This is a genomic window from Rhodoferax sp. OV413, assembly GCF_900104385.1.
Taxonomy (GTDB): domain Bacteria; phylum Pseudomonadota; class Gammaproteobacteria; order Burkholderiales; family Burkholderiaceae_C; genus Rhodoferax_B.
Map to the genome: position 1 here is coordinate 282,790 of NZ_FNJA01000005.1, position 17,843 is coordinate 300,632.

Below are 17,843 nucleotides of genomic sequence, written 5' to 3' on the forward strand. Positions count from 1 at the left end.
ATACTATTACTTTGATAGCTGCACGCGCTTATTGGATAAGCGCTGCAGGCCTTTTTTCTTTAAATACTGGGCTACACGCCAGCCCAGCAGCACGGCAATGATGGCGGCGTAGACCGCCACCTCGGCAAAGTTGTTCTTGCCGGCCCGCATCCAGAAGAAGTGCAGCAAGCCCAGACCGGCAATCAGATAGACCAGCTTGTGCAAGGTCTGCCAGCGCTTGGCGCCCATGGCCTTGATCGCGCGGTTGAACGAGGTGGCCGCCAGCGGCGTCAGTAATACAAAAGCGCTAAAGCCCACCAGGATGAACGGCCGCTTGGCAATGTCCTTGGCGATGTCCGCCACATCAAAACCCATGTCAAAACCGCTGTAGCTGAGCAGGTGCAGCACCACGTAGAAGTAGACGAACAACCCCAGCATGCGCCGGAACCGCGCGAGCGAGGGGGTGTTGCTAATGGTGCGCAAAGGCGTAACGGCCAGCACGATGCAGAGAAAGCGCAAGGTCCAGTCGCCGGTGGAGCGGATCAGGTACTCGGCCGGGTTCGCGCCCAGCCCGTCGGTGAACGCGCCGTAGACCAACCAAATAAAGGGCAGCAGGCAGGCCGCGAACAGCAGCGGCTTGGCGGCAGGGTGCAGCAGCGCTTTGGACAGCGTGGCCATCAGAAATTCTTCTTCAAATCCATCCCGGCGTACAGCTGGCCGACCTGGGCCTCGTAGCCGTTGAACACCAGGGTCTTGCGCTTCTTGGCGAACAAGCCGTCTTCGCCGATGCGGCGCTCGGTAGCCTGGCTCCAGCGCGGGTGGTCCACGTCGGGGTTGACGTTGGAGAAGAAGCCGTATTCATTGGCCGCCGCCTTGTTCCAGGCAGTGGCTGGCTGCTTGTCGGTGAAACGGATCTTGACGATGCTCTTGCCGCTCTTGAAGCCATACTTCCAGGGCAGGACCATTCGCACCGGCGCGCCGTTCTGGTTCGGCAGCACCTCGCCATACATGCCAAAGGTCAGCAGCGCCAAGGGGTGCATGGCTTCGTCCATGCGCAGGCCTTCCACATACGGCCACTGCAACACGCGGGAGCCGACAAAGGGCATGGTCTTGGGGTCGGCCAGGGTGACGAACTCGACGTACTTGGCGCTGCTGGTCGGCTCGACCAGCTTGATCAGCGAACTCAGCGAATAGCCGACCCAGGGGATCACCATCGACCAGCCCTCGACGCAGCGCAGCCGGTAGATGCGCTCCTCCATCGGGGCCAGCTTCAGCAGGTCTTCCAGGGTGTACTTGGCGGGCTTCTTGACCAGGCCCTCGACCTCGACCGTCCAGGGCGTGGTCTTCAGGGTGTGGGCGTTCTGCGCGGGATCGGCCTTGTCGGTGCCGAACTCGTAAAAATTGTTGTAGCTGCTGGCGTCTTTGTAGGCCGTGGGCTTTTCCATCACATTGGCGCCGGCCACCGCCGACTTGCCGCCTACCAAGGGCGCCAGCTTACCCGAGCCCTGGGCCAGGGCTTCGCGCCCGGCCCAGCTGGCCAAGGCCGCCCCGGCCACACCCGTAGCCATCAGCTTCACCATGTCGCGCCGCCCCTCGTACACGCGCTGTGGCGTGATCTCGCTGGAGACGGAGTGGGTAAAGCCGTTGGCGGTATTCTTGATCAGCATGGGAGTTCCTTGGATGTGTGGGTATCAGTCGGATGGAGCCCCCAAAACCTTACAAGGTTCCGTAGCTGTGTAAGCCGCTGAGGAACATGTTCACGCCCAGGAAGGCGAAACTGGTCACGCCCAGACCGGCCAGCGCCCACCAGGCCGCCACGGTGCCACGCAAGCCCTTCATCAGGCGCATGTGCAGCCAGGCCGCGTAGTTCAACCAGACGATCAGCGCCCAGGTTTCCTTCGGGTCCCAGCTCCAGTAGCCGCCCCAGGCCTCGGCCGCCCACAGGGCCCCCAGCACGGTTGCGATGGTGAAAAAGGCAAAACCAACGGCGATGGACTTGTACATCACGTCATCCAGTATCTCGATGCTGGGTAGGCGTGAGGCAATGCGTTTGCGGCCCCACAGGATCGTGCCCATGATCAGCGCCGAAATCCCCAGGTACACCGCCCAGTAGCTGCCGCCGGCCTCGGTGGTGGTCTTGCGGAACACCAGCGGCATGAAGCACAGCACAATGCCCAGCAGCCACAGCGGCGTTAGCTTGTACCAGCGGGTCTCTTCGGCCTGCTGCTTGATCAGGTAACCGAAGGCCACCATGGCGGCCAGCGCAAATGTGCCGTAGCCGATGAAGTTGGCGGGCACATGCAGCTTCATCCACCAGCTCTTGAGCGCGGGCACCAGGGGCTGGATTTCATGCGCTTCGCGCACCACGGTGTACCAGAGCAAAAAGCCTACGGCCGCACTCACCACCAGCAGCACCATGGCGCCCAGGGCGCGGGTGTTGTACTGGGCTTCAAAGTACAGGTAGAAGGTGGCGGTGAGCCAGCAGAACAGCACGAACACTTCGTACAGGTTGCTGACAGGGATATGGCCTACATCGGCGCCGATCAGGTAGCTCTCGTACCAGCGCACCATGGTGCCCACCAAGGCCATGGTCACCGCCACCCAGACGATGCGTGAGCCAATCGCCTCCATGCTGGCGCTATTGCTGCCCGAAAAGGCCATGCCCAACCAGTAAAAGATCGTGGCCATGAAGAACAGCACGCTCATCCACAAAATCGCCGACTGGCTGGACAAAAAGTACTTGAGCCAGAACACGGTTTCCGAACGCGGCAGGCTGCCCTGCCCGTCCACCTGGTAGCACCAGATGGCCAGCAAGGACAGCGCAGTCACCACCAGCATCAGCCCCCGCAGCGGCCGCCAGAACCAGCCGACCCAGATGGCGGCCGGCATGGCGGCCAGCAGAATGCCTTTTTCATAGACATCCATGAAGTCCATGTAGCGGCTGAAGGCGAACAGGCCGCCGGCCAACACCAGCACGGCAAACAACCAGTCGAACGGGTTGCGGCGGGACAGGTAGGCTTCGTGGAGCTGTATCGTGGCAGGTGCGGTTGCAGTATTCATGTCAGTCTTTCGCCCCAATGAGTTTGCTCTTGAGGTGGTCAAATTCGCGGTCGCCGTCCAGCGTCTTGCGGTTGGTGGACAAGGCCATGGAGGCATGGGTCAGGCCGTCGCGGGCACTGAGCCAGACCCAGACGCGGCGCTCACGCACATACAGCATGGCAAACACGCCCAGGATCAGGAACGCGCAGCCAAGATACACCACCTTCTTGCCCGGCGCACGTGCCACCTGGAATACGCTGGCCTGCACCTGGGTGAAGTCGGTCAGCTGGAAGGCCATGGGCGCGGGGTAGAGCTGCGCATCGCTCAGCGCCAGCACCGCCTGGGTCATGAAGCCCTGGGTTTTCTCGTTCGGCTCTAGCGGTTGTAAGCCAGCCTGCTCCTGGGTGATTTGCGCCAGCTCAAACAATACGCCATTCAGTATGCGCACCAGCACTTCGCCAGCCCGGGCCCGCTCGGCCTCGGGCACATTGGTTTCCATGAAGTCGGCGATCGCCTGCAGGCCGCCGATAGCCGGACCCTTACCGGTCGGCGCACTGCCGGCAAACAAGGCCATGGCGCGGTCGGCCGACTGGGCCAGCTGCTGGGCCAGCTCGGGGCGCGAGCGGTCGACCGCATGGGCCGCATAGCGCTGCACCGCCTGGGCGCGCACTGCCGGGTCGGCCAGCGCCGCACGCAGCCGCAAGAAGGTGCTCATCTCGCCCTGCGCGTCCACCGGAATCCGCAGGTAACGGAAGGCATCCACCGGGTTCTCGCGCATACCCAGCAGGTACGAAGGCACGCCGTCGCCGGTGTCTACCGGCAACATGTAGTTGTGGAATTCGCGCGCCTGACCGGCCGCATCGCGCAGCTTGTAGGTGATGCTGGGGCCGACATTGCGCAGCACTTTCTCGGTCTGGGTCTTGTTGGCTGCGCCCAGGCGGGAGTCGATGGCGTGGCGCAGGTCGACCTTGCGCACGTCCACACCCGGCGCGCTGTTGGCGCCGAAGTTCTCGACATTGATGACGCGCAAAGCCGTGTACTCCAGGCTGAGCTTTTCGCCATCCGCGCCCTTGGCCAGCTGTGAAGTACCGCCGATCACGCCTTCGATCTCGAATGGCTTGGTGGCGGCCGCCATCGGCACGGCGCGCAGCTTGACCGCCGAGCCGCCGTCGTCAAAACTGGACTGGTAGATCTCCACGCCCTTGTAGTTGGCCGGGTGGTTCACCTCGACCCGCGCAGGAATGGCGGCGCCGGTTTCCTTGTCGTGGATCACGATGTCGCTGGCAAACAGCTTGGGCATGCCGGTCGAGTAGTACTCGACGATGAACTTCTTCAGCTCGATGGCGAATGGCAGGTCTTGCACCACCACGCCCTCGGCCTGGTTCAGGATGGCGGTACTGGACTGTGTGCCCTCGGCCACCAGGATGTTGCCGCGGAAGGTCGGATTGTTCGGGCCCAGCCGGTGCGCAGGCGCCACATCGGCAATCAAACCACCACCGGTATACGCCGACTTGCCGTTGAGCAGCATCTGCGCCTTGACCACCAGATCGCCGTCGAACAAGCCGCCCAGGCAGATCAGCACGATGGCGCTGTGCGCGGCGATGTAGCCGAGCTTATTGGCGGCGCCAGCCTTGGCCGCCACCATCCAGCCGTTGTCGCGTTGCTGCAGCTTGACCTTCCAGCCCCCGCTGACCAGGGTTTGGCCGATGCGGCGGGCCGCGGCTTCGGGTTGCTCATCCAAGCCGGCTTCGGCCCGGTGCGCAAAGGCTTTCAGGCTTTGCTCGCGGATGTTTTCCTTGAAGACCTTGAAGTCGGCCAGGATCTTGGGCGTGCTGCGGGCGATGCACAGCGATGTGCTGAGCACCAGAAACGCCAGGATCAGCATGAACCACCAGGCGCTGTACACCGTGGTCAGATTGGCAGTAGCAAACACCTGGGCCCAGAACGGGCCGAACTGGTTCACGTAGTTGACCAGCGGCTCTTGTTGCTTGAGCACCGTACCGATCACCGACGCAATGCAGATCACCGTCAACAGCGAGATCGAGAACCGCATCGACGACAGCAACTCCACCGCAGAGCGCAGCGCATGGGAGCCGGTTTTGACGCGAACGCCGTGGGTGGTAACTGACATGGAACGGTAAGAGGCTTGGGTAACAGAATCTAAAAAGGGCGGGCCATCAGAGATGGCCCGCCCTTTTAGGGTGTGAACTGGGCGCTTGGTTCCCTAGAGAACGCCGCGCTCAGCCAGCATCAATGCAGGCCGGCGATGTAGTCGGCTACGGCTTTGATCTCGCGGTCGTTCAATTTGGCGGCCACCTGGGTCATTTGCGGGCTGTTTTTGCGTCCACCGTCGCGGAAGGTGGTCAGCTGGGCTGCCACATAGTCGGCATGCTGGCCACCCAGGCGCGGGTACTGGGCAGGAATGCCGGCGCCATTGGGGCTGTGGCAGCCGGCGCAGGCGGCGATCTGGCGGTCGGCAATGCCGCCGCGGTAGATGCGCTCGCCCAGGGCGACCAGTTCTTTGTCTTTGGCGAAGCCGGGCTTGGCTTTCTTGGAGGCGGTCCAGAAAGCGATGTTGCGCATGTCCTCATCGCTCAAGGTGGTGGCAAAACCCTTCATGATGGCGTTGTTGCGCTTGCCGGACTTGAATTCCTGCAGCTGCTTGACCAGGTATTCGGGGTGCTGCTGTGCCAGCTTGGGGTTGGCCGGAATGCCCGAGTTGCCATCGGCTCCGTGGCAGGCTGCGCATACAGCGGTGAAGCTGGCCTCGCCCTTGACCAGATCTGGTTTGGCGGCCACAGGCGCTGGGGCTTTTTCTTCGTTGGCCGAGGCCGACATCAGGGGAGCGGCCAGCGCGACGGCGGTAAGCAAGGAGACAAGAAGCTTCATATCGAGGGGTGTGTCTATTGTCTGTTCTAGGGCGTACAACCCAATGATTCTACAATGCAGGCCCGGTTCTCTCGCTGAGAACCTACTGAAGATTGTATGATCCCTACCTCTACACCGCCCACCGATGGCTCCTCGGCGAGCCCATCCGGCGCGCCCCGCGGCACCCAGCCCCCGCAGAAAAGCCAGGCCGTCATAGCCTCGGGCTGGATGCACACGGCTAGATTCCTGACCACCGCGCCCCAGCTGCACCACCTGCCGCCGCTCACCGTGCCCGAGATCGCCTTCGTCGGCCGCTCGAATGCTGGCAAATCCACCTGCATCAATACCTTGACGCAACAAAAGCAGCTGGCCTACGCCTCCAAGAAGCCGGGCCGCACCCAGAACATCAACCTGTTCAGCCTGGGCAAGCAGGGCGTGACCGACGCCGTGCTGGCCGATTTGCCCGGCTACGGCTATGCCGCCGTGCCCAAGGCCGACAAGATCCGCTGGCAGCAGGTGATGGCCAATTACCTTGTCACGCGCGAGAACCTGGTCGGCATCGTGATGATGTGCGACCCGCGCCACGGCCTGACCGAGCTGGACGAAATCCTGCTCGACATCGTGCGCCCCCGGGTCGCCGAAGGCCTGAAGTTTCTGATCCTGCTGACCAAGGCCGACAAGCTGAACCGCGAAGAGGCCACCAAGGCCTTGTCGATTGCGCGGCTGCAGGCCGGTGGCGGCGAGGTCAAGCTGTTCTCCGCTCTCAAGAAGCAGGGTATCGATGAAGCCAGCCAGCTGCTGTGGCAGTGGGCGCACCCGGTGGTCAAGGAAACCCCGGCAGCAGCAGCGCCTGCGCCGCTGGAAGAGCCTGAAAACCTCGACGAAAATTAAGCGTCTTTTAGGCCTCCAGCACAGATTCCACCTGCGCCAGTAGCTACCAAAACCATAGTAAGCATCAATACACCTCGGCCGCTCCCGGCGGCCGAGTCTTGAAGCGTTTGTGGACCCAGAAGTACTGCTCGGGCATGGTGGCGATGTAGTCCTGCAGCCGCCGGTTCATCAGTGCGGTATCGGCCTCGGCGTCGTTGGTGGGGAAGTCCTCCCAGGCCGGAAGAATCTCCACCTCGTAGCCGGTCGGCGTCATGCGCGTCAGCACCGGCACCACCTTGGCGCGGCCCAGGCGGGCAAAGCGCGACAGCGAGGGCACGGTGGCCGCGGCCACGCCGTAGAACAGCACAAAAAACGCGTCCTTGGCGCCAAAGTCCATGTCCGGCAGCAGGTACAGCGGCTGGCCCTGGCGCAGCGAGGCGACGATTTCTTTGACGCCCTGGCGCCGGTCGAACAGGCGCGCATTGCCAAAGCGCTGCCGGCCCTCGGCGATCCAGGCGTCCATCACCTGGTTCGACTGCGGGGTGAAGATGGTGTTGAAGTCGCGAGACACCTGCTGCGACAAGGCGGTGGCGCCCGCGTCCAGGCCGACGAAATGCGGCACGAACAGCACGGTCGGCGTGTCACCGTCCAGCTGGGCCACGTCGCCGACGATCTTCAGGCGCTGCAAGGTGCGCTCGGGTGGGCCGTGCCAGAGCCAGCCGCGATCCAACCAGGCCTGGGTAAAGTTAATGAAGATTTTGCGCACCAGCGCACGCCGTTCCTGCGCAGACAGCTCTGGAAAGCATAGCAAAAGATTGGTATCTGCCACTTTCCGCCGCGAACGCACCAAATGAAACAGCATCACCCCCAGGGCTGCGCCAACGGCCCGCAGCCCGGCCAGCGGCAGGCGCGCCAACACGCGCATCAAAACAATCACTGCATGCGAAAACATCGAACTTCCAGTTAATGTGAAATAACTTTCATGACTCGGGCTGCTCTGCACCCAAGTGCCTGAAAGTTAGGGACGGGATTCTGGCCGCGGCTGCTTGTAGCGCGCATAGCTCCAAAGGTACATGCCAGGGCGTTGGCGGATCAGGTCTTCCATGGCTGCGTTCAGCGCGGCGGCCGCGACCTCGTCGCCTTGGTCCAGCGGCAGTTGCAGGGGGTGCACATGGATCACATAACCGCGCCCCCAGGGCAGACGGTCGCCCAAGGCTACCAGCATCGGTGCCCCGGTCTGGCGCGCCAAACGTAAAGCCAGGGTCATGGTGTAGGCCGGCCGGCCAAAAAACGGTGCCCACACGCCCTGGCCCTCGCCCGGCACCTGGTCGGGCAACATGCCGACCACCCGCCCCTGCTTCAGCGACTTGAGCAGCATGCGCACGCCGCCGGTGGTAGTGGGCGCAGCCTCCAGCCCGGGGGCAGAGCGGGCATCCTTCAGCAAGGCGTCGAGCCAGGCGAACTTGGACGGCTTGTACAGAATGGTCATGTCGCCGTATTGCGCGCTAAAGCGCGCTGCATGCGCCTGCGGCACAACCTCGAAGCTGCCCACATGCGGGGTCATAAACACCAAGCCCTTGCCCTGGGACAGCGCGGCCTCCAGCAGCTCCACGCCCTGCCAAGTGATTTTCGGCAGCTTATCAGTGCGCGGGCGCAGCCACAGCCAGGGCAGCTCGGTCACCAGCTTGCCGGCTTCGGCAATCGCGCGGCGCGCCTGGCGCGGGGCAATACCGGCCTGGGCCACGTTCTCGCGGAAGCGCCGCCGGTAGGTGGGCGAGGCCAGGTAGGCCAGCCAGCCCAGCACTGCGCCTACCATGTGCAACACCGCCAGCGGCAGGTGGGCGGACCATCGAAATAACAAGGACATACTTGCGAGGCGGTAAAATAATGGGGTCGCTGAGTTAATTGAACTACTTGCAGGGCGACTTAAAACAAATCTGCTAAAGCGTTCGCCAAGGCCCTAAGCTGGAAGCAACGCATCCGTGTATTGTCTTCAAAACGCAGGAGCTTCATCAAAATGGCGAACGACTTTCTCTTTACCTCCGAATCCGTTTCCGAAGGCCACCCCGATAAAGTGGCCGACCAGATCTCGGACGCGATTCTGGACGCAATCTTCAAACAAGACCCGCTGAGCCGTGTGGCTGCCGAAACGCTGACCAACACCGGCCTGGTCGTGCTGGCCGGCGAGATCACCACCAACGCGCATGTGGACTACATCCAGGTGGCGCGCGACACCATCAAGCGCATTGGCTACGACAACACCGAGTACGGCATCGACCACAAGGGCTGCGCGGTCATGGTCTGCTATGACAAACAGAGCAATGACATCGCCCAGGGCGTGGACCACGCGAGCGACGACCACCTGAACACCGGTGCCGGCGACCAGGGCCTGATGTTCGGCTACGCCTGCAACGAAACGCCCGAGCTGATGCCCGCGCCCATCTATTACGCGCACCGCCTGGTCGAGCGCCAAGCCCAGCTGCGCAAGGACGGCCGCCTGCCCTTCCTGCGCCCGGACGCCAAGAGCCAGGTGACCATGCGTTATGTGGACGGCAAGCCGCACAGCATCGACACCGTGGTGCTGTCCACGCAGCACAGCCCCGACCAGTCGGAAACCGACAAGAAGATGAAGGCATCCTTCACCGAAGCCATCATCGAAGAAATCATCAAGCCGGTGCTGCCGAAAGAATGGCTGCAGGACACCAAGTACCTGATCAACCCCACCGGACGCTTCGTCATCGGCGGCCCGCAAGGTGATTGCGGCCTGACCGGACGCAAGATCATCGTAGACACCTATGGCGGCGCTTGCCCGCACGGTGGCGGCGCTTTCAGCGGCAAAGACCCAACAAAGGTCGATCGCTCGGCCGCCTACGCCGCCCGCTATGTGGCGAAGAACATCGTCGCCGCCGGCCTGGCACGCCAGTGCCAGATCCAGGTGGCCTATGCGATTGGCGTGGCACGCCCGATGAACGTCACGGTCTATACCGAAGGCACGGGCGTGATCCCCGACGAGCAGATCGCCGCGCTGGTGAACGAGCATTTCGACCTGCGTCCCAAGGGCATCATCCAGATGCTGGACCTGCTGCGCCCGATCTACGAAAAGACCGCCGCCTACGGCCACTTCGGCCGCGAAGAACCCGAGTTCACCTGGGAGCGCACCGACAAGGCCCAACTGCTGCGGAACGCGGCAGGCCTGAAAGGCTAAGTCCTGCGTGGCAGGGCTTATGGGTTTTGCGCCGAAGGCACAAGGCCCAGCTGCTGCGCGCGGCTGCAGGCTTGAAGGGCTAAGCACGCAATTCGGTTCGCGGGGATACTGGTGGGCCCACCACCCCGCCCCTTGTTATGAACCCTAACGCCGCCCAGTTGTGGCCCGCTCCACGCTGGGCCTTGGCTATCTTGTTGGCCCTGCTCGGCATGCTCGGGCCGTTTTCCATCGATACCTTCATCCCGGCGTTCTCGGGTATTGCGGCATCGCTGGGCGCGACCCCGGCCCAAATGCAGCAGACACTGTCGGCCTACCTGTTCGGCTTTGCGTTCATGAACCTGTTCCACGGGGCGCTGTCGGACAGCTTTGGCCGGCGTCCGGTGGTGCTCACCGGCTTGGCAATTTTTACCCTGGCCAGCGCGGGCTGTGCGCTGTCGCAGAGCATCGGGCAACTGGTGTTCTTTAGGGCACTGCAAGGCCTGTCTACCGGCGCGGGCATCGTGGTGTCGCGGGCGGTGGTGCGCGACATGTTTGCGCCAGCCGATGCCCAAAAGGTGATGAGCCAGATCACCATCTACTTCGGCGTGGCTCCGGCGATTGCACCCATCATTGGCGGCTGGCTGTTTGTGCACATCAGCTGGCACAGCATTTTCTGGTTCCTCACCGGTGTGGGCCTGGTGCTGTGGCTGGCCAACTTCCGGTTTCTGCCCGAGACCCTGCACGTCTCGCAGCGCCAGCCCATGAACGCCCGGCACCTGCTGCGCGGCTACTGGCAGCTGTGCTCGAATCCACGCTTCGCCTTGCTGGCCCTGGCCAGCGGCGTGCCCTTCAACGGCATGTTTTTGTACGTGCTGTCGGCCCCGGAGTTTTTAGGCAAGTTGCTGGCGCTGCAGCCGACCGAGTTCTTCTGGTTCTTCGTGCTGACCATCAGCGGCATCATGTCCGGGGCCTGGATCAGCGGCCGCATGGCAGGCAAGATTCCGGCCAAGACGCAGATCCGCCATGGCTTTGTGATCATGGTGCTGGTGTCGGTGGTCAATGTGCTGGCCAACTGGCTGTTCAAAGCCCATGTGAGCTGGGCGCTGTTTCCGGTGGCGATCTTCGCGTTTGGCTGGGCCATGATGGTGCCCGCCGTCACCCTGCTGGTGCTCGACCTCTACCCTGAGCGTCGGGGCATGGCCTCGTCGCTGCAGGCCTGCCTGGGCTCTACCGCCAACGGCCTGGTGGCCGGGGTGCTGGCGCCGCTGGTGATGCATTCGGCCATCGCCCTGGCCATCGCGTCGACCTGCATGGCGGCGGTAGGCTTGCTGGCCTGGACCTGGCTACACCGCCGCTGGCCCAATATCGGGCGCAGCGTTTAGAAAACTAGGCGCTAAACCCGGTAGGGTTGGCGCTTTGCCAGCGCCAGGCGTCAGCACACATCGCATCCAGCCCACGCTCGGCGCGCCAGCCCAGCAGCTCGCGCGCAGCGGACGGCTCGGCATAGCAGGCTGCAATATCGCCCGGCCGCCGCGGTGCCACCTTGTACGGCACCGGTTTACCGCTGGCCTGCTCGAAGGCCCGCACCATGTCCAGCACGCTATAGCCTATGCCGGTGCCCAGGTTCACGGTCAAAAAGTCCGGCACCGCCTGTAGCCGCTCCAGCGCCTTCAGATGGCCGACCGCCAGGTCCACCACGTGGATGTAGTCGCGCACGCCCGTGCCGTCGGCGGTGGCGTAGTCGTCACCCCATACGTTCAGAAATTCGCGTTGCCCCACGGCCACCTGGGCCACGAACGGCAGCAGGTTGTTCGGAATACCACGCGGATCTTCGCCGATCAGGCCGCTGATGTGCGCACCTACCGGGTTGAAGTAACGCAAGATGCCGATGCGCCAGGACGCATCGCTGCGGTGCAGGTCCCGCAGCAGGTCTTCCACCATCAGCTTGCTGCGGCCGTAGGGGTTGGTGGCCGATAGCGGGTGGTCTTCGGTCAAGGGCAAGCGCTGCGGATCGCCATACACCGTGGCCGACGAGCTGAACACCAGCGTCTTCACGCCGCATTCGCCCATGGCCTCGAGCAAGCGCAGGGTGCCAACGACGTTGTTGTCGTAGTAGCGCAGAGGTTGCTGCACCGACTCGCCCACGGCCTTCAGGCCCGCGCAGTGGATCACCGCGGTAGCCTTGCTGGACTGCAGCGCGGCGACCAGCGCCGCCCGGTCGCGGATATCGCCTTCAATGATCTGCAATTTCTTGCCCGTGATGCGCTCGACCCGCGCCAGCGACTCGGCCTGGCTGTTGCAGAAGTTGTCGAACACCGTGACATCAAGGCCTGCATTCAGCAGCTCGACGCAGGTATGGGAGCCGATATAGCCAGCACCACCTGTCACAAAAATCATAGGAATCCTTTGTGCACATCCGCCGAATGTCCGGCAAATAGGCATTGTAGGAGCGCTGTATGGCAGCATGGATGCAATAGCGCCTCTGGCGGAAAACTGGCTTTACCCGTCGCAACATCCAAACCATCTTCGGCTGCGTACCCAGTCCATGACTAAACCTTCCACCTCCCCGATCCACCCTGGCGCGATCACCCGCCGCACCAGCCTGCTTGGCGCCGCTGCGGCCGCCATGGGGCTGTTATCGGGCTGCTCGGCCACCGCCGCGCTAGACCGCCTGGTCGCCCAGGACACCTACCGGGGCCAGACTGGGCTGCCTTACGGCCCTGGCCCAAGGCATCGGCTCGACGTCTACCAGCCCACAACCACCGCGATACCCGGTGGTGCGCCGGTCGTACTGTTTTTTTACGGCGGTAACTGGACACGCGGCGAGCGTGCCGACTACCGCTTCGTGGGCGAAGCGCTGGCGGCCAACGGCATCATCGCCCTGGTGGCAGATTACCGGCTCAGCCCCCAGGTTGGTTACCGCGACCTGCTCGGTGATTGCGCGCTGGCGCTGCAATGGGCACTTTCCAATGCAGAAGCACTGGGTGGCGATCCGCGCCGCGTACTGGCCATGGGCCACTCTGCAGGAGCCTACAACGCCGCCATGCTGGCACTGGACCCGCGCTGGCTGTCCCAGCGAGGTCTGGCACCGAACCGCCTGGCGGGCTGGATCGGACTGGCCGGCCCCTACGACTTCTTGCCCATTGGCGACCCGGAGGTGCAGGTCGCCTTTGGCTGGCCGCAAACCCCGGCCGACTCCCAGCCCATCCACCATGCCGCCACCAAAGCGCCACGCACCTTGCTGCTGGCTGGGCGAGACGACAAGGTCGTCAACACCCAACGCAATACCGAAGGCCTGGCGCATAAGCTGCGGGCGGCGGGCACCGAGGTGGACGTACGCATCTTTGACGGTCTCGGGCACGTGACCACCGTAGCGGCCCTGGCCCGGCCACTCGACTGGCTGGCGCCGGTACTGCCCACAGTGGTGGCGTTTGCGCAGGGGCTGCCCTTGCCGAAACCGAATTAAGGTACAGGGCACAGGATTTTCAAACCAGCATAAAGTTCGAATAACTGGACCTTCTTAAAAATGGAAGGTACGGCATAACAGGGGCCTAAGCAGCACACTGCATCGAAGTTTAAAAAGCAGTTTTTTGGCAACCACGTGACTCCGCCCCGTCAATTTACTGCTTCGCCGACTTGAACTCAGTCGCCACGATGCCCAGCTTGCGAACCTTGTCGTGCAGCGTCTGGCGCGGGATGGCCAGCGCAGTGGCCGCCGCCTGCTGGTCGCCCTGGTGGCGTCGCAAGGCCTCGATGATCACAGCACGCTCGAACGACTCAACCTGTTGCGGCAGCCCGTGTGGCAGCCCCGGCAATGTATCGAAAGTGCCGCGCGCCTGCGTCAGGCGCTCGCCCAGCAATCCCAGCACAAACCGATCGGCCACATTGCGCAGCTCGCGCACATTGCCGGGCCAAGCGTACGCCATCAAATCGGCTAACTGCGCGCTGCTCAGCACAGGCGCAGCCCGCTCGTAACGGCTGGCTGCCAGCAAGACGAAATGCTCGAACAACAAGGGAATGTCTTCGCGGCGCTCACGCAGCGGCGGCAGTTCGATGAAGGCCACACCGATGCGGTAATAAAGGTCGGCCCGGAACTTCTGTTGGTCGCTCAATAACTTGAGGTCGTCCTTGCTGGCGGCAACTATCCTGCAATCAAACGGAATGGCCTTGTTCGACCCGATACGCTCGATACAGCGCTCCTGCAGCGCGCGCAGCAGCTTGATCTGCACCGCCATCGGCATGCTTTCGATTTCGTCCAGGAACAAGGTACCACCGTGGGCGTACTCAAACTTTCCCACCCGCAAGCGGTTGGCACTGGTGAACGCTCCTGCCTCATGGCCGAACAATTCGCTTTCCGCAAGGCTCTCGGGCAGGCCACCGCAATTCAGCGGCACAAAGTTCTTCTGCCGACGCTCGCCATGGTCGTGCAGGCAGCGCGCGACCAACTCCTTGCCAGTACCTGTTTCACCATAGATCAACACGTCAGCCGAGGTTTCTGCCAGGGTTTTCACGGTACGTCGAACCTGCTGCATCTGCGCCGATCGGCCGATCAGCACCGCCTGTATTCCGTGCCAGTTCTCCAAAGCATCGCGCAGCATACGCACCTGCAGCGTCAACTGCCGCCGCTCTACAGCATGGCGCACGATGGCGACCAGGCGTTCGGATGCGAATGGCTTCTCGATGAAGTCGTAGGCCCCCTCACGCATCGCCTGTACCGCCATCGCGATGTGGCCATGGCCAGTGACCAAGATGACGGGAAGCTCCGCATCGATGGTACGGATCTCGGGTAGCCATTCGGCTCCGCTCATACCCGGTAGCCGCACATCGCACACGATGACGATCGGTACGCCGAAACTGACCTGCGCCCGCGCGCGTTCGACACTGGCAAAGGATTCAACTTCGAAGCCGGCCAAAGTCAGCGCCTGGGCGGTACTGAGCCGCACGTCTTCATCGTCTTCGACCAGCAACACCTTAATAGAAAAATTATCGCTCACTTGCAGTTCACTCCCGTGTGGCAACCATAGGCAAATCGACGATGAAACAGGCACCGCCCTCCTCCTGGTTGAATGCGTCCAAAGTGCCCCCGACGGCGCGCACCAGTTGGGCTGAAATAACCAGCCCCAGCCCCAGACCGGCCCCTGCCGGCTTGCTGGTGACGAAGGGATCAAAAAGGCGCGGCAGGATATCCGCGCGAATACCTGGACCGGTATCGCTGAAGCGCAGGATCGCACGGCGACCCTGGGCTCTGGCCTCGATGCGCAGCCGGCGCTCCGGCATCTCTTGCATGGCGTCGATCGCGTTGCGCATCAGATTGACCAACACGCTGCCGAGCGCTGCTTCTTCGGCCATGACGCACAGCGTAGCGGGCTGCACGTCGACAACCACCACGATGCCATGCGCGGTCAGACCCCAACCGAGCAAAGCTTGCGCATCGGCAATACAGCGCACCAAGGGGATGGGCACCAGTGCGAGTTCGCTTTTGTACGCGAAGGTCTTGAGTTGCGATGTCAGACGGGCCAGCCGGTCCACCATACCGGTAATCCTGCGCAGATTTCCGCGCACCTCTTCCGGACGCTCCTGGTCGAGCAGAATGCCCGCGCTTTCCGACAAGGTACGCAGCGCCGTGAGCGGTTGGTTTAGCTCATGCACCATACCGGCGGACATCTGGCCGAGCACTGCCATCTTGCCGGCATGCACCAGTTCGCTTTGAGCAGCGCGCAGCTGTGCTGTCCGGGCCACTACGGTGGATTCAAGACCGTCATGCGCCGCTTGCAGCGCAGCCTGGCTAGCCAATTTTTGCCGTACCGCACGCCGGCGCTGCCAAAGGGTGACCGCAAGCAATAGCAGCACCGCCGTCGCCAGACCACTGGTAATGGCGGCGTAGCGCGCCGCCGAACGCACCGGCTCCAGTGCATCCAGCACCACGAGGCGCCAAGGCGCCTGTTGCAATCGGCGAGTCGACGCAAGATGCGCCACACTGTCCAACGTAACGAGCTGGGCATTGTCCGCCAGCGATTCCGTTGGACTCCAACGCAGAGGCTGCAGCGTAGCCTGGCCATAGGGTCGGGAACGCAGCAGCTCCGCCTGGCGGGTAGCGTCCATCGGCGCCAGCGGCCGAAACTTCAGATCGTCACGCGTGGACAGAATGACCACGCCCAGTTCGTCGACCAGCAACACGTCGCCAGGCAGCTTTCGCCAGTCCTGCTCGGACTGTTCGATATTGACTTTGACCGCCATCACGCCCAGCAGGTGCTGATCGCGGTGCAGTGCATACGAAAGGTAGTAGCCTGGCTTCTTGCTGGTGATGCCCACCCCGTAAAAGCGGCCACGGCCCTGCTGCAGTGCCGCCACCACATAGGGGCGAAAAGACAAGTCTTGCCCTATGGTTGTGCCCGCCTGTCCCCAGTCAGAGGCGGCCAGGGAAGTCCCCGCACTGTCCAACACATAGAGCATCTCGGCGCCAACGGTGGCATTCACCCCATTAAGGTAGCGGTTGGCGTTGTCGCGGAGTTGGACGTTGGCTGGGGCGTTCAGCAGCGCGGGGACCACCGGCGTCATCTCCAGTAAGGCCGGCAAGTAATCAAAGCGGGCCAGATCGGCGTCCAGATTGCTGGTCAACATATCGAGCCGGTGTTCTGCAGCGTCACGCAGCCGCGCCAACCCGCTCTGCAGCGCCACCTGGTGGCCAACGAAAGCCGCCGCCCCGACCAGCGCCAGCGCCCCACACCAGCGCAGCCACCCCCGGCGACGACGCGGCTGCTTGGCCGGAGATGGAGGAGGGGAAACAGACGCGGATGTAGACATGGACAGGGTATGTCACAAGGCCAAAAGGGTCACATCGGTGAGAACCCGGTGAGCCCATTGCGAAGCGGGCTCGAAGTCCCAGATTCCTACATCCAGGTTCATGCGTATTTCAGTTCGTCGGTCTTGCCACGGAACACCCAGTAGGAAAACACAGTGTAGCCAATGATCGCCGGCACCGAGATACAGACACCGATCAAAATGACCTTGAGTGCCGCCGGGCGGCTGGCCGCCTGCCAGATGGTCAGTTGGTCGATCACAACATACGGATAGATACTGTAGGCCAGACCCAGAAAACCCAGCACGAACACCATGATCAGCAACACGAAGGGCAGCCAACACAGTGGCCCCCGCACCACGCGGCTATGCAGCAGCCCGCGCACCGCCACCAACGCCACCCCCGCCATCAGTGGAATGGCGATCAGCGCAATCAACTCCGGCAACACGAACCAACGCCCGCGCACCGTGGCGCTGATCCAGGGCGTGGCCATCGAGATCAGCAACATGCCGCTCACCATCGGAGCCCAGGCAGTTCGGGCCCAGGCAACGGCCCGCTCCTGAAGTACACCCTCAGTCTTCATGATCAGCCAGGCTGCGCCCATCAGCACATAGGCCATGGGCAGCGCCAGCGCTATCGCCGCAGCGAACAGCGGGTAGTTCCAGCCGGTGCCGAAGCCGCTGACGTAACGGCCGAGCATCCAGCCCTGCGAAACCGCCGCCAGGGTCGAACCGGCGAAGAACAGACGGTCCCAGGTGCGCTTGTGCGCGTCCTTGGCCTTGACACGGAAATCAAAGGCCACGCCGCGCAGAGTCAAACCGACCAGCATCAACGCTACCGGCAGGTAAAGCTCGCCTAGCACCAGGCCATGCGCCTTAGGGAAGGCAACCAGCAGGATGCCCACGCCCAGCACCAGCCAGGTCTCGTTGGCATCCCAGAACGGGCCGATGGAGGCGACCATCACGTCCTTCTCGGCGTCGGTGGCGCGGTGCATCAGCATGCCTACTCCCAGGTCGTAGCCGTCGCTGACCACGTAAACCAACATGGAGATGCCCATCAATGCCATGAAGATCACCGGCAAGGCCGTCTCAAAATCCATCCAGT

15 protein-coding genes are annotated in these 17,843 nt (G+C 62.9%); 4 read left to right on the top strand and 11 right to left on the bottom strand.

Annotated elements, in window-relative coordinates; translation table 11 throughout:
• Positions 1–6: 6 nt before the first annotated feature.
• From BLT66_RS18115 to BLT66_RS18135, 5 genes are all read right to left on the bottom strand, one after another.
• A complete protein-coding gene (locus BLT66_RS18115; protein WP_092759929.1) occupies positions 7–648 on the bottom strand; it encodes a protein-methionine-sulfoxide reductase heme-binding subunit MsrQ in 642 nt (213 codons plus the stop codon).
• Positions 649–656: 8 nt separating this feature from the next.
• Positions 657–1,646, bottom strand: a complete 990-nt coding sequence (gene msrP / locus BLT66_RS18120; RefSeq protein WP_092759687.1) for a protein-methionine-sulfoxide reductase catalytic subunit MsrP — start codon at positions 1,644–1,646, stop codon at positions 657–659.
• A gap of 49 nt (positions 1,647–1,695) precedes the next feature.
• Entirely contained in the window at positions 1,696–3,039 is a 1,344-nt protein-coding gene (ccsB, locus tag BLT66_RS18125) for a c-type cytochrome biogenesis protein CcsB (protein ID WP_092759689.1), read from the bottom strand.
• 1 nt (position 3,040) lies between these two features.
• Positions 3,041–5,149 (bottom strand): cytochrome c biogenesis protein ResB, encoded by a 2,109-nt coding sequence (locus tag BLT66_RS18130; protein WP_092759691.1) that lies wholly within the window; start codon positions 5,147–5,149, stop codon positions 3,041–3,043.
• 119 nt (positions 5,150–5,268) lie between these two features.
• On the bottom strand, positions 5,269–5,907 hold the full coding sequence (locus tag BLT66_RS18135; RefSeq protein ID WP_092759693.1) for a c-type cytochrome: 639 nt from the start codon (positions 5,905–5,907) through the stop codon (positions 5,269–5,271).
• Between the two features lie 207 nt (positions 5,908–6,114).
• Between BLT66_RS18135 and yihA the strand changes: the two genes are divergently transcribed.
• Positions 6,115–6,777, top strand: coding sequence for a ribosome biogenesis GTP-binding protein YihA/YsxC (gene yihA / locus BLT66_RS18140; RefSeq protein ID WP_255406995.1), 663 nt, complete (start codon positions 6,115–6,117; stop codon positions 6,775–6,777).
• A 64-nt stretch (positions 6,778–6,841) separates the two neighbouring features.
• Here yihA and BLT66_RS18145 read toward each other — a convergent pair whose 3' ends face one another.
• Entirely contained in the window at positions 6,842–7,708 is an 867-nt protein-coding gene (locus BLT66_RS18145; RefSeq protein ID WP_092759697.1) for a lysophospholipid acyltransferase family protein, read from the bottom strand.
• Between the two features lie 66 nt (positions 7,709–7,774).
• Positions 7,775–8,623: a lysophospholipid acyltransferase family protein gene (locus BLT66_RS18150; protein WP_092759699.1), complete on the bottom strand. Its 849-nt coding sequence runs from the start codon at positions 8,621–8,623 to the stop codon at positions 7,775–7,777.
• 150 nt (positions 8,624–8,773) lie between these two features.
• Here BLT66_RS18150 and metK point away from each other — a divergent pair, with 150 nt between their 5' ends.
• On the top strand, positions 8,774–9,961 hold the full coding sequence (gene metK, locus BLT66_RS18155; RefSeq protein ID WP_092759701.1) for a methionine adenosyltransferase: 1,188 nt from the start codon (positions 8,774–8,776) through the stop codon (positions 9,959–9,961).
• A 137-nt stretch (positions 9,962–10,098) separates the two neighbouring features.
• A complete protein-coding gene (locus tag BLT66_RS18160; RefSeq protein WP_092759703.1) occupies positions 10,099–11,322 on the top strand; it encodes a multidrug effflux MFS transporter in 1,224 nt (407 codons plus the stop codon).
• A 4-nt stretch (positions 11,323–11,326) separates the two neighbouring features.
• Here the strand turns inward: BLT66_RS18160 and galE are convergent, their stop codons facing one another.
• Complete coding sequence (galE, locus tag BLT66_RS18165; RefSeq protein ID WP_092759705.1) at positions 11,327–12,337, bottom strand: UDP-glucose 4-epimerase GalE; 1,011 nt, start codon at positions 12,335–12,337, stop codon at positions 11,327–11,329.
• 148 nt (positions 12,338–12,485) lie between these two features.
• On the opposite strand from galE, the gene BLT66_RS18170 reads away from it, so the two are divergent.
• Positions 12,486–13,406 carry an alpha/beta hydrolase gene (locus tag BLT66_RS18170; RefSeq protein ID WP_176955091.1) on the top strand — a complete coding sequence of 307 codons (921 nt, stop codon included), beginning with the start codon at positions 12,486–12,488 and terminating at the stop codon, positions 13,404–13,406.
• 154 nt (positions 13,407–13,560) lie between these two features.
• Here BLT66_RS18170 and BLT66_RS18175 read toward each other — a convergent pair whose 3' ends face one another.
• The 3 genes from BLT66_RS18175 to BLT66_RS18185 form a co-directional block, all read right to left on the bottom strand.
• Entirely contained in the window at positions 13,561–14,934 is a 1,374-nt protein-coding gene (locus BLT66_RS18175; protein ID WP_092759707.1) for a sigma-54-dependent transcriptional regulator, read from the bottom strand.
• 7 nt (positions 14,935–14,941) lie between these two features.
• The gene (locus BLT66_RS18180) at positions 14,942–16,744 is read right to left on the bottom strand and encodes a sensor histidine kinase (protein WP_092759710.1); all 1,803 of its coding nucleotides are present in this window, start codon (positions 16,742–16,744) and stop codon (positions 14,942–14,944) included.
• A gap of 98 nt (positions 16,745–16,842) precedes the next feature.
• Positions 16,843–17,838 (bottom strand): cytochrome d ubiquinol oxidase subunit II, encoded by a 996-nt coding sequence (locus tag BLT66_RS18185; RefSeq protein WP_092759933.1) that lies wholly within the window; start codon positions 17,836–17,838, stop codon positions 16,843–16,845.
• Positions 17,839–17,843 lie beyond the last annotated feature (5 nt).